Origin of the sequence: Marimonas arenosa, assembly GCF_030848945.1 — a bacterium.
Classification (GTDB): domain Bacteria; phylum Pseudomonadota; class Alphaproteobacteria; order Rhodobacterales; family Rhodobacteraceae; genus Marimonas; species Marimonas arenosa.
Window position 1 is genome coordinate 1,117,614 of record NZ_JANHAX010000001.1, and the last position, 15,283, is coordinate 1,132,896.

Consider the following 15,283-nt stretch of genomic DNA (forward strand, 5'->3'; position numbering starts at 1 on the left):
TCCACCCCCGGTCGCATGGATCTCTTGGTGCGCACAGCGCAACCCCATGCCAGGCGTCCAGTTCCGCCAAGCCAGCAGGGTGGACTAGAGGCACTGTATGAAATCTGCCTCGATTTCGCCACTATTTTCACAAAATTGCCAGAAACTCACCGTTTCCGCACCCGCAACTCTCGCAACCGATCGGATCGTTGTTTTTCTTTTATTTTTAGTTCTTTACATCAAACACATGACGCAAAACAGGGTGCCACCCTCGACCCCGAACTGTCCCGTCAGCGGCTGGCCATCTCCAAACTCAGGCAAATCGCGCCGGAATTGTGCCACAAATCGGGCAGTGTCGACATCCACTTCAACGCGCAGATCGGTGAAGTCCAGGATCTCTTTCGTCACCGGGTATTGCAGCTTGTAGGCGCATTCCTTGACCGAGAAGATCAGCCGTGCCGCCCGCCCGCGCGCATCTTTCGGCAGGCTGGCCAGCCAGGCCTGCTCCTGCGGCAGACAGACCACCGGTTCCAGCTCTGCCGGCAGGGCCAAATCCGGCTCGAGATCGACCGCCACGGAACGGCAGGCCTTGGCCCGCCCGACGATGGCGGCACAGGCGTCGTCGCAATGCGAGATCGACCCGATCAACCCCTCCGGCCAGACCGGCACCCGGTCTGGCGCCATCATCACCGGCGCGGGCCGCAGGCCCAACCCTGCCATCGCGCGACGCGCCGCTTTGCGTCCGGCCAGAAACTCGCGCCGCCTCCGTGGCACCGCCCGCGCCATCGCGGCAAGCTCGGTATCGAAGACCTCGTCCCTCGGCACCTCGTCCCCCGGATCGGTGCAGGCCACCGCCAGGCCCGCCGGCAACAGCCCGGCCAGTCGCGCCTCGAGCATCGCCAGTCGGGAGAGGTCCAGCGCCATGGTTCAGGTTCTCGCCATCCGCCGCCGTGCCCGCATGTCGCGCCGCCGCGACATGGTATCTCGGCGCACGTCCTCGCGCTCCTCCGAGGCAGCCTTTGCCGCCGCAACCGGGGCCGGCGCCTCGCCCGCCGTGCTGCTGAGGTCGCGCACCCGCTGCGCCAGCCCTGCCAGCGTCGGGAAACGAAAGATGTCGGTGATTGCCAGTTTCGGAACGCCGCACAGCTCACGGATTTCCCGGTGCGCCTGCACCGCCAGCAACGAGTGCCCGCCAAGATCGAAGAAACTGTCCTTGGCGCCGATGTGATCGACGCCCAGCACATGAGTCCACACCGCCGAGATATGCGCCTCGACCGAGCCCGCCTCGTGCAGCTTCTGTTCGCTGGCCTGCGCGGGCGCCGTCACCCGCATCGGCGCCGGCAGCGCCTTGCGGTCGACCTTCCTGTTCGGAGTGAGCGGGAACGCGTCGAGCCGCACGACATGACCCGGCACCATGAACTCGGGCAGGTCGCGCGCCAGCGCCGCCTTCAATGCGGCCTCGTCGGGCGCGGCGTCGCTCAGCACATAGGCCACCAGCCGCTTGTCTCCCGGGCTGTCTTCTCGCGCCATCACCACAGCCTGGCGAATGCCCGGCCGGTCCATCAGCCGGGCCTCGATTTCGCCCAGCTCGATGCGATAGCCGCGCAGTTTCACCTGGTGGTCGGCCCGGCCAAGGAAGTCGAGCTTGCCGTCCGCCCGCCACCGCACCAGGTCCCCCGTCCGGTACATCCGCCCGCCGTGGAACGGATCTGCGACAAACCGCTCCGCCGTCAGGTCGTCGCGCTGCCAGTAGCCGCGCGTCACCCCGGCGCCGCCGACAAAGAGCTCCCCCGGCACCCCCACAGGCACAGGCGCGCCGGCCTCGTCCAGCACGTAGACCCGGGTGTTGGCGACCGGCGTTCCGATATTCACCACCCCCTCGCCGGGCTGTGCGGTTTCCGTCGTCGACCAGATCGTCGTTTCGGTCGGTCCGTACATGTTCTCGATGTGGGCCCCGGTGATTTGCGCGAACTCCTCGACCAGCGCGCCCGGCAGGGCCTCGCCGCCGATCATCAGGTGTTTCACCCGGCCAAGCGCCATCCGCGCCTCCTCGTTCATCGCGATCATCCGTGCGAGGCTCGGCGTGCACTGCAGATGCGTCACCCCATGCCGCACGATCTGCGCCGCGATGGAATAGTCGTCCTCGGCCATGCCTTCAGCCAGGTTGGCCTGTCGATGCACTTCGGCGAGGCGCGGCAGGCTCTCCAGCACCACCTCGGGGTCGATGCCATAGTCGATCAGGCAGCCGATCTCGGTCACGCCGATCCGCTTCAACTGCTCGACCCTGTCGAGCGCGTCCTCCACCGTTCCGAACAGTCCCGAATCCTCGAAATAACGCAGGAAAGCGAATTCCAGGATCCCTTCGAGATCTTCCTCGGTCAGGGTGTCCAGATCGAGCTCGAACGGGTTGTCCACGCCCTTCGGCCGCTTGAACGCCGGGAAGGTCCAGGCATATTGCTTGATCAGCACCGCCGCCGCGCTCAGGTAATCTTTCATCGGCCCGCGCGCGATCTCCTTGGCCTTCTCGCGGGTCTCGTCGATATAGGTGTGCAGCATCAGCGTGACGTTGAAATCGTCGGGATTGTGCCCCGCCTTGCGCAGCGCCTCGTGATAGATCTTGATCTTCTCGCCAACCTCGTCGATCGACTGGCCCAGAAGGTGGGTCAGCACGTTGGCCCCGATCTCGCCCGCCTCGCGCCAGGTTTGCGGGTTACCGGCGATGGTCAGCCACACCGGCAGTTCTCGCGACACCGGCCGCGGCTGGGTCAGCACGGCACAGTCCTTGCCATTGCCGTTGGGAAACTCGACGGTCTCACCCCGCCACAAGGCGCGGATCTTTTCGATCGTGTCGAACATCGCCGCCTTGTTGGTAGGCGGCGCGTTTTCCGGGCGCAGCACAAAATCATCCGGCTGCCAGCCCGAGGCGATGCCCAGCCCCGCGCGCCCTTCGGTCAGGTTGTCGATCACGGCCCAGTCTTCGGCAATGCGCAGTGGATGGTGCAACGGCGCCACGCAAGACCCTGATCTCACTGATATATTCTTGGTCACAGCCGCAATCGCCGCCCCCGTCACCGCCGGGTTGGGATAAGGCCCGCCGAACGCCGCGAAATGCCGCTCGGGCGTCCAGACGGCGGAAAACCCGTTGGCATCGGCAAATTTCGCACCGTCCAGCAACATCCGGTATTTCTGTTTGCCCGGCCCGTCGTCGTTGCCCCAGTAGAACAGGCCAAACTCCATCCCCTTGCCGGTCATCGCGATCCGGCCGTGGCTCACCAGCGTCCGGTTTTCGTCACCGCTCAAAACCAGCTTGAACCCACGGGCCAGTGTCCAGAACAGCTCCAGCACCGAGATGTCGAAGCTGAGCGACGTCACCGCCAGCCAGACGTTCCCCGCTTCATGCGGGATACGCGCATCCATGCCGGTGAAGAAGTTCGACACGTTACGATGCTCGACCATCACGCCCTTGGGCTTACCCGTCGACCCGGACGTATAGATCAGATAGGCGAGATCGTCGCCCTTGACGTTGCTCTCGACATTGCTGTCCGGCGCCGCCCCGAGGCGCGGATCGTCGTCGAGCACCAGCGTGTCCGCCCGGGAAAGCGGCAGAGCGGCCATCGTGGCTCTGGTCGTAACGATCACCGGCGCTCCGCTGTCCTCGACATAGAGCGCAATCCGGTCGGCCGGGTAACTCGGGTCGAGCGGCACATAGGCGCCCCCGGCCTTGAGAATGCCCAGTGCTCCCGTCAGCAGATGCACGCTCCGTTCGGTTGCCAGCCCCACCAGCGAGCCGGGCGCCACCCCTATCTCGCGCAACACATGCGCGACCTTGTTGGCCTGGGCATTCAGCTCCGCATAGCTCAGGCTCTCGCCCTCGAAGACCAGCGCGACGGCATCCGGCGTCTTCTCCACTTGGGCTTCGAAGGCCTGATGCACGCAAAGCTGCGGATCGAAATCCGTCTCCGTCGCGTTCCACGTCTCGAGGACCAGCGCGCGCTCTGCCTCGGGCAGCACCGGCATGTCCTTTGGATGCAGCTCCAAAACGCCCGGCACGCGGCTCAGATGCTCCATCCGCTTGGCCCAGAGCTGCGCCAGCGCCTCCGGCACCCGTCCCGCATCGTAGATCAGCGTGTCGGAAGTGAAACTCATCGCCGTGCCCGGCACCATGCCGGCATCACTGAGACCGATCGCCGGTTGCGTCACCCGCCCGATCTCCCGGTCCCGCGCCTGCAAATCCAACGCGAAAACGGGCGCCTGACGCGCCGCCTCCAGATCGTCGCCGACCCGCACCGGCACCCAGTCGCTGACATAGCCCGGGGCCGCCACCCGGCCGTCGGCCGCAAAGGCCAGGTCGGCCACCCCGCTTTCAGACAGGGCCGCCACAAGACCCGCCGCCAGTCGCAACGTGTCATCACCCGATATGGTCAGATCCAGCGCGATCTCGCGCGGTTCGCCCGGTGCCGCCCCAATGCCGGCCAGGTCCGCCGGCACCATCTCGCGCAGCCGCGTCCGCCAGCGCGCGTCGCCCTTCGCCGCCAGCGTCATCGCCTTGTCCAGCGCCGCGCCTGTGTCTGCGCCGGGCGAAGCGAGTACGTCACCCTTGGCGACCAGCGTCGGCAACAACACCTCGCCGCCGCAGATCGCGGTCACGGCCGACAGCACCACCGCACCCTCAGCGCAGGCGACCAGCAGCGCGTTGTCCTCGACTTCCAGCAACGTGCCCGGCGCTGCCGCGACAGGCTCTTTCGAAACCTTCGCGCCGCCCACCAGCAGCACGCGGCCGCCGGCCTCGATCTTCGGCATCACCAGCGGGTTCCAGTAGGGCCCATGATCCAGCGCCCGCACGAAACGTGTCACGCCCGTCGCGGTCGTCGTGAAATCAACACGCCCCGCAGCCGCCGGGCGCTTCAGGCGGCCATAGTAAGTTCGCCCCTCAAGAGACTGTTTTTCAAACGGAACCTCCGAACACTCCAGTTTTTCCAGCACCTCGTCAAAAGACCCGATCGCGGCCTCGTAAGCCTTGGTGTTCAGCGTCAGCGCCGTGTCGTTCGGCGTGATCTCGAAGCCGGCCCGGGCGACGACGCCGCCGGTATCGGCCTCGGCCTCCATCATATGCCAGGCAACACCGTGCCGGGTCTCGCCTTCCAGCATGGCCCAGACCGGCGCGTTCAGCCCGGCATAGGCCGGCAGCGGCCCATCATGGAAATTCACCGCTCCCCGGCGCGGCAGCGCCAACACCGCCCGCGGCAGCATGTCGAGATTGGCAATCGACAGAATCCAGTCATGCGCAACCGGCGCCAACCGGTCCGCCAACCCGGTACCCGGCGCAATCGCCGCGATGCCCCGCCCCTCGGCCCACCGGGACACCTCCGGGTTGCGGGTCACCACCGCCGCCAGCGCATGCCCCTGCGCCAGGGCCTTCTCGCCGCATTGCACGGCCAGGCTTTCATTGCCAATAATCACGAATACCTGGGACATCTCACTTTCCTTCCCCGAAAGCAGTTCGCTTCAGCGCGTTTGCATCGCTTCTCGCCGGCACCTTGCCCCGAAACAGTGCCGTCATGTCATGCGCCAGCAGATGGCGCAGGAACCGGGGCGGATCGCCAGGCGGTTTTCCCCGCAGCAGCACCCGCCCGCGGTGGATCAGCCCCCCGGCCAGATGCGCCAGCGTCGCAAGAATAGCGTATAACCGCCCATGATTCTTCACGAAATAGTGCCAGCGCGAATCGAACCAGTATTCCGGAACCCGGTCCCATTCCTTCATCCCGGTAGACACGGACCCGATATGCGTGACCTCGCTGTTGCGGACGTAGTGGGTCGGCCAGCCGGCCACCTTCGCCCGCCGGCACAGGTCGGTTTCCTCGAAATACAGAAAGAAGGTCTCGTCGAAGAGCCCGATCTCGTCCAGCACCGCGGCCCGCATCATCAGGCTGGCGCCGGCCAGCCAGTCGACGGCTTGCGCATGATCCGGCACCGGCAACGGCACCACGTGATCGGCCAACATCCGGCTCACCGGCCCGAACCGCGCCGCGCCTTCGAATTCGGACAGGATCGACGGGAACCGGAAAGCCGTGACATGGGTGTCACGTTCGGGCCCGTGAATATAGCTTCCGGCAAACCCCACTTCGGGGTGATTATCCAGATATTCCATAAGGATACGCACCGAACCTTCATCCGGAAACGCGTCCGAGTTCAGGATGTAGTAATAGTCCGGGTTCGCCCCGTCCGACAGCCCAGCGCGGATGCCGAAATTGTTACCCGCCCCAAAGCCGCCATTGCGCCCGGATTGCAGGACGCGAACGTCCCACCCCTTCTCGTCCACCCCGTCCCGCAGCATGTCGAACGAACCGTCGCCGCTGTCGTTGTCGACGATCACCAACTCGCCGTCGATCCCGTCCATCTCGCGCAACGCCGTCTCCGCCGCCGCCAGCGTCATCTCCGGCGTCCGGTAGTTCAGCACGATGGTCAGAAGCCGGGCCATGGTTCACTCCGCCGCTTGCGTCCGGACTGGCAACGCCGCGACCCGGGCTGCCCGCGCCGCCGGGTTCTCGGCATCTTCGATGGCGCGCCGCATCCGCGCCGCCAGCACCCGCACATTGGGCTCCAGCACCATCGAATCGTGGTCGCCTGGCACCTCGACCACCTCGATCAGCGGCACATAGGGCGTCCAGTCGTTGTCAGGGATGACATAGGCGCGCTCCGAGTTCACCCAGGCCCCGCCGCTGACCCGCCACTTGCCGACAAGCGGCGGGCGGAACAGCACCAGCGGCCCGTCCCAGGGTTTCAACTCATACTGCGCAACAGCGCCCAGGAAGGCCTGCTCGATCGCCGCATTGTGGAAGGAAACCTCTGCCTTTTCAGCCGGATCCACGTCTTTGCTACGGCGCTTTTCGAACTCCCAGGCCACCCGCCGTACCAGCCATTTGACAGGATAGGCAAAGCCGCCCGCTTTCAACTCATGCAACTGGATCGCCATCCGGTCGCGCGCCGCCAGCGGCCGGCGCTGCGGCAGGGGCGTATCCAGCATCACCAGGATCGCCACCTCCTCACCGGCGGCCTGCAACTGCTGCGCAATCTCATAGGCGATGATGCCACCGCCCGAGAACCCGCCCAGCATGTAGGGCCCCTTCGGCTGCACCGCGCGCATCTCGGCCAGGTAGTCGCGCGCCGCCTCGGCGACGGTGCCATGCGGGGCGTCCTCGCCCAGAAGCCCGCGCGCCTGCAGCCCGTAGAACGGCCGATCAACACCCAGAAGATGGGCCAGGTGGCGCAGGTTCAGCACGTTGCCGAACATGCCTGCGACCAGGAAGAACGGTCGCCTTGGCCCCCCTTCGCCCTGGTGCATCGGCACGAGATGGGTGAACCGCCGCTCCGGCGGCTTTGCCGCCGGCGCCGCGCCGTCGTCTGACCTTTCGGCGCGAACCCCTTCTGCCTCAATCATTTTTCCGCATGCTCTGATCGTCGGCGCCTCGAACAGAACCGAGATTGGAAAATCGACCGCCCAGTGCTTCTTGACCATCGCAAACAGTCGTACCGCGATCAGGGAATGACCGCCCAGGTCGAAAAAATTGTCTTCCGCGCCGACATCCGTAACCCCCAGAAGCTCGCCCCAGAACTGCGCCAGTTTTTCCTCGATCGGGCCCTCGGGCGCGACATAGTCGGTGTCAAGGTCGGGACGCTGGAAGCCCTGAGCTTCGCCGTCCTCGGCATGATCCGCCGCAGCCTGACGCACCAGGTCGGGCAGCGACAACGACGACACCACCACCTGGCTCGCCCCGGTCGCCAGCGCCCGCATAAAGGCCTCCGCGCCCTCCTCGGGGCGGATCCCCTGGGTCAGGTTGTGCCGTAACCGCTCCTCGGCTGGCGACAGTGGGCGGGTCTCGGCGGCATCGGGAAACTCAAGATCCGCCGCCCGCACCGCTCCGCCGGTCAGGGCAACACCGTCTTCCAGCCGCCGGACCGAGAAATTGTGGACCTCGACACAGACATTCCCCTGCGCATCGCAGATCGTCACGTCGAAGCTCGCCGCACCGGCCGCGGCCCGGTTCTCACCCGCGTTGCGAACCCAGCTCACAACCTCGCCCGGCAGCGGCCGATAGACCCGCACTGCCCCGTACGAGACCGGTGCCCAAAGGTGCCGGCCCTGATAGCCGTCGATCAGACGCATGGCCCAACCGGTCGCCAGGTCCATCATCCCGGGATGCAGCACGTAGCGGTCATCCTGCGCCGCCTGCGGCAATGATAGCCGCGCCATGCCCTCGCCGTCGCCCAAAGCGGTGCGGTGCAGCACCCGCCAGTGCGGTCCGAAGTTCAGATGCGCCTCCTGCGGTGCCCGCAGGCTGCGCCCCGGCGTCGCCTCATCCACCTCGCGGCAACGTGCCTCTACGGCGGCGATCTCAACCTTGCCCGGCGCGCCCAGCGGCAACAGCGACAGCGTTGCCTGGGCATTGGCCTCGAACCCGGTGCGGCCGTCGATCTCGCGCGCGCTCTGCACCCTCATGTCATAGCCCAAATCGTTCCGCGCCAGCACAACGCGCATCTCGCGCGGCCCATTGTCGGCCACGTCGAGCGGCCGCAGGAAGTACATGTCCCGGATTTCGAACCCGCCATTTTCGCCTTGTGCTTCAAGGGCTTGCGCGGCGATCTCCAGATAACCCGTGCCCGGCAGAAGCGCCTCGTTTTCCGCCGTCCGGTGCTCGCCGATCACCCAGTCGTCCACCGATAGCCGCCGCTTGAACATCCGGTCGCCGTCGCGGTCGAATGTCGCCACGTCGAGAAGCGGCTGGTCGACCGCCACTTCGCTGCGGTCCGGCTCGGTCCGACCGATGCCGAGCGCCTCCGCCGCCATGCCGACCTCGGCCCAAATGCCCCAGTTGAGGCTCAGCACCCGGGTCTTGCCCCCGGCCCGCGCCTTGGCAAAGGCGTTGAGATACTCGTTCGCCGCAACATAGTCGATCTGTCCTGCCGGCGCGGTCACTGTCGAGGACGACGAAAACAGCACCAGGACATCAAGGCTGCCATCCGGAAACAGCTGATCCAGCACCTGAAGCCCGTGAATCTTCGGCGTGAACACGTCCTCCACCGTCATCGGGCTCTTGGTCAGCAGCGGCTCGTCGGCGATCACCCCGGCGGCATGGATTACCCCGTTGACGGCCCCGAAGCGCATCGCCACCTGTTCCAGTGCGCCGCGCATCTCTTCCACGTTTGAGACATCGGCGGCCACCACCATCACTTGCCCGCCGGCGCTTTCCAGCCGTTCAATTGCCGCGATCCGACGCGACACCGCATCGTGGCTGCCGTGACGGCGGGTGTAGTCCGCCCAGTCGTCCCGCGGCGGCAGCGGCGTGCGCGCCATCAAAACCACCCGTGCCGCATGATCCCGTATCAACCTCTCGGCCAGGGTCAGGCCGATGCCACCGAACCCGCCGGTGATCAAATAGACCCCCTGGTCCCGGAACACCCCGTCCGGCACCCGCGCCTCGAGCCGAGCCTCGCGGAACACTTGCTCGAAACGCCGCGCGCCCCGCAGGGCCGCCACGTGATTGCCCGGCACGGCGAAAAGCTCCTCCAACACCCGCTCAGTCACGTCGCCCCAATCGGCCCGCCTGCCCGCGGATAACTCCAGATCGAGCGTCGCGCAGGTTATACCCGGCAGTTCCTTGGGGATCACCTTGACCGGTCCGCGCACGGTCAGTTTCTCGGGATAGGACAGCGCCTCGTCTTTCACCTGCGCCGCACCGGTCGTGAAAACGTCGATATGGCAGTCGGCCCAGTCGGCCTCGGCCATCGCCTGGGCCAGGAACATCAACGCATAGAAGCCCTGCTCCTGGTTGCGATGAAAGAAGGACGAACCCGGACGGTGGCTTTCGTCCCGCGTCACCAGCCAGAAATGCGCAATTCGGTCGGGCTGCCAACCTCGCCCCGATAGCTCCGCCACCAGTTGATCATACCCCTCGCGCCCACGCTCCGGCGACAGGATATACCCGCCCTCGCCGTCACGGCCGAAGGCATCGCCGGCGCGGACGCAGACGACGTCCTGCCCGGCCCGCCTGAGCCTTTCGACCGCCGCGCGCGCCAAACCGGTCTCGTCGAGAAACACCAGCCAACGCTCGGGCGGCACATCGGCCAGCGTCTCGACCTCGACGTCGCAATCGGCCGCCACCGGTTTCCAGGCGGGTACATAGCCCCAGTCTTCCATCGCGGCCATCCGCATGAGGTGGCTTGGCACGGATGCCTCCTGCGCCTCGCCCGGCTCAATGAAGTAGGGTTTGCGCTGGAAGGCATAGGTCGGCAGCACCACCCGGTTGCGCCGCGCCTCGCCCCAAAGCTGCGACCAGTCGAACGCGCCGCCCATGGCCCAGATGCGCCCCAGTTGGGCGATGAAATACTCGTCGTCAGGCACCGCGTCTTCCGGGTGCCGCAGCGCCGAGATCACCTGGTCGCGCTTCACCTCCGGGTGCTGCGCCGCCAGCGACGACAACGCCTTGCCCGGCCCCATTTCGACATAGATCCGCTCGCGCTTTTGGCTCAGAGTGTCGATGCACTCCGCGAACAGCACCGTATTGCGCAGGTGCTGCACCCAATATTCCGGATCGGCCGCCTGCTCCGGCGTCATCACCTGCCCCGTGCGGTTCGACACAATCGGGATCTCCGGCGCCTTCAACTCGATCGCCCGCAGGTAATCGCCAAATCGCTGCAGGATCGGCTCCAGCATCCGGCTGTGTGCGGCAATGTCGATCTGGATGCGCTGGCAGTCGATGTCCGCTGCCTCCAGCCGCGCCTGCAAGTCGTCCAGCATGGCCTGCGGTCCGCTCGCCACGCTCAGCCCCGGCGCATTGACGCCGGCAAGATCAAGATCGTCACCCAGCCAGGTTCTCAACTCCTCGGCCGGCAGCGATACCGAAAGCATGCCCCCCGCCGGCACCGTGTCGAACAGCTGCCCGCGCAAATGCACGAGCCCGATGCAATCCTCGAACGACATCACACCGGCCAGACACGCCGCCGTGTTCTCGCCCATCGAATGGCCGACCAGAACGCCCGGTTCCACGCCCCAGCTCATCCAAAGCTGCGCCAGCGCATACTCGGTGATCATGATCAGCGGCAACTGCACCGAAGGCCGCTTCAGCGTCTCTTCAGCGGCCGCCGCCGCCTCCGGCTCCGGCAGCCACAGCGCCTTGAGGTCATAATCCAGCCGAGGCTGCAACACCTCCAGCCCGCGGTCCATCCATTCGGCAAAGACCGGTTCGGTCTCATAGAGATCCCGCGCCATGCCGGCATATTGCGCGCCGCCGCCGGGGAACATGAAAACGATCTCGGGATCGTCGCCGACGACAGAATGCTCGAACACCCGGCGCGGGTTGTTTTCGTCCAGCAGGTCCGCGGCTTGTGCGGTGGTTTCCGCCACCATGACGCGCCGCTTCTCGAACGCCCGCCGCCCCTCTTTCAGGGTCCAGGCCACGTCCGCCAGCGGATCGTCAGTCTGGCGCAGATGCGCCGCCAGGGCGCGGGCATTGCCGTCCAGCGCCGCCTTTGTCCGGGCCGACACCACCAGCAACTGGAACGGCCAGTCGCTCGCCTCGCTCGCCGCCCGCTGCGGCGCCTCCTCCAACACCACATGCGCATTTGTCCCGCCCACGCCCAGGCTGTTGACACCCGCCCGCCGCGGCCCGTTCCGCCGCTCCCACGGCGTAAGCCGATCGTTCACCATGAAAGGCGAATGCTCGAAGTCGATCGTCGGATTGGGGCTCTCATACCCCAGCGACGGCGGCATCTCGGCATGTTCCAGCGCCAGCGCTGTCTTGATCAGGCTCGCCACGCCCGCTGCCGTATCGAGGTGCCCGATATTGGTCTTGACCGAGCCGATCCGGCAGAACCCTGTCTCGTCGGTGGTCCTGCGAAAGGCCTCGGTCAGCGCCGCAACCTCGATCGGATCGCCCAGATAGGTGCCGGTGCCGTGGCATTCGACGTAATCCACCGTCGCGGCGCTCACCCCGGCAATCGCCTGCGCTTCGGCCACTGCTGCCGCCTGACCGTCGACACTCGGTGCCAGGTACCCGGCCTTGGCCGCCCCGTCGTTGTTGACCGCCGAGCCCTTGATCACCGCCCAGATGTGATCGCCATCGGCAATCGCGTCCTCCAACCGGCGCAGCACCACCGCGCCCGCGCCCGAGCCGAACACCGTGCCCTCGGCGCGCGCGTCGAAGGCGTGGCAATGGCCGTCGGGCGACAGGATCTCACCTTCCTTGAATACATAGCCATGCCCCTGCGGCAATTCGATCGTCACCCCACCCGCCAGCGCCATGTCGCACTCGCCGTTCAAAAGCGCCTGGGCCGCGTAATGCGTCGCCACCAACGAGGTCGAACAGGCGGTCTGCAGCGATATCGACGGGCCCTTGAGATCGAACACATGACTCACCCGGGTCGACAGAAAGTCCTTGTCGTTGCCGGTGTGGCGCAGCAGGAACATGCCGACATCATCGACCAGCCCGGGGTTCGAACAGATGTTGAAATAGAAATAGCTGCCCATGCCGCAGCCCGCGAATACGCCAATCGGCCCGTCGAAGTTTTCCGGCACGTGGCCCGCGTTCTCGAAGGCTTCCCAGGCCACTTCAAGGAATTGCCGGTGCTGCGGATCGAGAATGGCGCTCTCTTTCGGGGAAAACCCGAAGAACTCGCCGTCGAACTCACTGAAGTGGTCCAGCGGAGCGGCATGCGGGACGTAATCCGGTCGCGCCCGCATCGCCTCCGGCACCCCGGCGGCCCGCAACTCGTCGTCGCTCAGCCGACGGATTGATTCCACGCCGTCGCGCAGGTTCTGCCAGTAAGCCGCAATGGACGCGGCGCCAGGCAGATGCGCTGCCATCCCGACGATCGCGATATCGTGCTCGTCGGACTCAACCGGTTTGCCGCTTGGTATCATGAATTGATAATCGTCCCAGGTCCCTACCGAACGTCAATGTTGCTTTGAAAATATGGTATTTTTTGGACCAGTGCACATCAAATCCGAAACACTGCTTGCGGGCAGTGTTTATTGTTTCCGGTTGCGCAACGATCTTCAGCCGCTCGTCAGCTCCGCCAGCGCGGCGATTTCGCCGGCATTCAGCCAAAAGGCGAGCGCCACCAAACCGATCCCGGCAAGCGCGAGACTCAGGTCGTGCATCCGGTCCCAGGCACCGGTCGACCGCGACAGCCAGATCACCACCGGATAGACCAGAAGCATCGCCACGCCCTGCCCGACCAACGCCCCGAACAACCCAGCCAGTTCCAGCCCGGCGATCAGGCAGATCACCATCAGGGCCGCCTTCGAGCCCGCGAGAACGAAAAACCGTTTGCTGTCGCCCGCCGCCAGCGCCGCCTGGTCATAGGTCAGCGCGATGATCTGCGGGACCTGCATGCAGGCAATCACCACCGTCACCGCCCCCGCCATCGCATAGCGCGGATCATACAGCAGATCGACGATCCGCACGCCACCCAGCGCCAGAATGGCGACCAGCCCCAGAAGGGCCCCCGACACGGCAAACCGCATCTTCCTGAGCCGGTGAAAATTTTCCACGCTCTCCCGCGGCGGCCATTCCCGATAGACCGGGATCAGGATACGCCGCACCAGCACACCGCCCATCAGCAGCGGGAACGAGGCGAGAAAGAAGCCGATATTGTAGACGCCGAACTGATCCAGCGCGAGATACTTGCCCAGGATCAGCTTGTCGGCCTGCGCCAGGAAAAACCCCGCCACGGTGGCGAGGAAAATCCACTTGCCGAAATTGATCAGTTCATGCGCCGCCGCTTTCTCCCACCGGAACCGGTTTGCCCCCCCGGGCAGAAAGGCATTGTAGACCGCGAGTTGGACCGCCGCCCCGATCACGCCGGACACCACCAGCGCCCAGACCGAGTGCCACCACCAGGCCAGCAGGATCGCCGCCACGACCCCAGCCACCTGGTTGAAAATGTCGAGCACCGTCAGCCGGCCGACCCGCAGATGGCGCTGCGCCGTGTCGAGCCGGGTCGGATTGAACCCGGTCAGAATCAAGGTCAGCGCCGAAACCGGCAGCATCAGCGCCAGATCGGGTTCGCCATAGAACACCGAAACCGGCCAGGCGATACCACAGGCCACCAGGAACAGCCCGAACCCGCGGATCACCTGGATCGTCCAGGCGGTGTTCAGGAACTCGGCATCGTCACCGCGTTTCGATGACATGATCGCAGGCGTCACGCCGACATCCGAAAACTGGTTCAGCCCCATCAGGAACACCGCAATCAGCGCCATCATCCCGAAGGCTTCGGGAAACAGCAGCCGTGTCAGGATCAGGTTCGAGGCCAGCCGCAACAACTGACTGGTGCCGAAGCCGAACACCGTCAACCCGGCGCTGCGCATCGCCCGGGCCAGAACGCTCTCGCCCCCGATCAGCCCCCGCAGCCGGGTCATCGCCCCCGCGCCCAGCCGTCGTCGCGCCTCAGTCGGGTGGCCAGGGCCACCCCGGCATAGACCGCAAAGCCCGGCGGATTGCCCAGCGCCAGACGCAGCAGCCCGCCCGCGCCCAGCCGCGGCTTGTCGTCATTCTGCATCAGGCGCGGGTATTTCCGCGCCACCTCGCGCACGCCGGCATTCTGCCGTGCCCGCACCCGCACAAGGTTGGCAAACCCTTCCACGATCGGCCAGTAATAACCGGCCTCGACGCTCACCCGCTCTTTCGGAGCGAAACACAGCCGCGCGAAGGTGTCGTCCGAGATGATCTTCGGCCAGTCACGCCAGCGCCGCCGCCCGGGCTCGTTGACCGCGAAAAAGCCACAGCCTGGCACGCCCTGGCTCATGAAGGGAACGCGTCTGTAGATACTTGCATAAAGTTTGCTGATGCTGCTCTTCGGCGGCGCGATCATCACCTGGCCACTGACGAATACCGGGCGCTGAACCTGCAATGCCCGCCCCACCTGATCGAGCAGCGGTTGCGAAACCACCACGTCGGCATCGACATAGACCCGGGTGCCGAACTTGGCATCGGTATCGCCGGCATTGAGCGCGCCGGTCTTGCCGACGGCACCCAATTCCAGCACCTTGAAGTCCCATCCCATCGCTTGGAACCGCGTCGCATGGCGGCGGGCAATGGCGGCGGTGTTGTCGTCGCAGCCATTGGCCACCACGATCACCTCGACCGGCAGCGGCAGCGGCAGCGAGCCCGACCCGGCGCCGGGCTTCGGGTCCGAGGCCTGCATCGCCTCGAGGCAGCGCCCGATCAGCGCCGCCTCGTTCGAGGCCGGGACAATCACGCTCATCCCGGGCACGGCGCAGCCTCCGCGGCGCGGCACGGGCCCT

The 15,283-nt window shown here is 65.9% G+C and carries 6 protein-coding genes; all 6 read right to left on the reverse strand.

Annotation, left to right across the window (positions count from 1 at the left end; translation table 11 throughout):
- Nucleotides 1–213 precede the first annotated feature (213 nt).
- On the reverse strand, nt 214–903 hold the full coding sequence (locus tag NO357_RS05470; RefSeq protein ID WP_306734596.1) for a 4'-phosphopantetheinyl transferase family protein: 690 nt from the start codon (nt 901–903) through the stop codon (nt 214–216).
- A gap of 3 nt (nt 904–906) precedes the next feature.
- Nucleotides 907–5,454 carry a MupA/Atu3671 family FMN-dependent luciferase-like monooxygenase gene (locus NO357_RS05475; RefSeq protein WP_306734597.1) on the reverse strand — a complete coding sequence of 1,516 codons (4,548 nt, stop codon included), beginning with the start codon at nt 5,452–5,454 and terminating at the stop codon, nt 907–909.
- Between the two features lies 1 nt (nt 5,455).
- Nucleotides 5,456–6,457, reverse strand: a complete 1,002-nt coding sequence (locus NO357_RS05480) for a glycosyltransferase (protein WP_306734598.1) — start codon at nt 6,455–6,457, stop codon at nt 5,456–5,458.
- 3 nt (nt 6,458–6,460) lie between these two features.
- A complete protein-coding gene (locus NO357_RS05485; RefSeq protein WP_306734599.1) occupies nt 6,461–12,895 on the reverse strand; it encodes a type I polyketide synthase in 6,435 nt (2,144 codons plus the stop codon).
- Between the two features lie 135 nt (nt 12,896–13,030).
- The gene (locus NO357_RS05490) at nt 13,031–14,398 is read right to left on the reverse strand and encodes an oligosaccharide flippase family protein (protein WP_306734600.1); all 1,368 of its coding nucleotides are present in this window, start codon (nt 14,396–14,398) and stop codon (nt 13,031–13,033) included.
- The gene (locus NO357_RS05495) at nt 14,395–15,243 is read right to left on the reverse strand and encodes a glycosyltransferase family 2 protein (RefSeq protein WP_306734601.1); all 849 of its coding nucleotides are present in this window, start codon (nt 15,241–15,243) and stop codon (nt 14,395–14,397) included. The genes NO357_RS05490 and NO357_RS05495 overlap by 4 nt, the downstream gene beginning before the upstream one ends.
- Between the last annotated feature and the right edge of the window lie 40 nt (nt 15,244–15,283).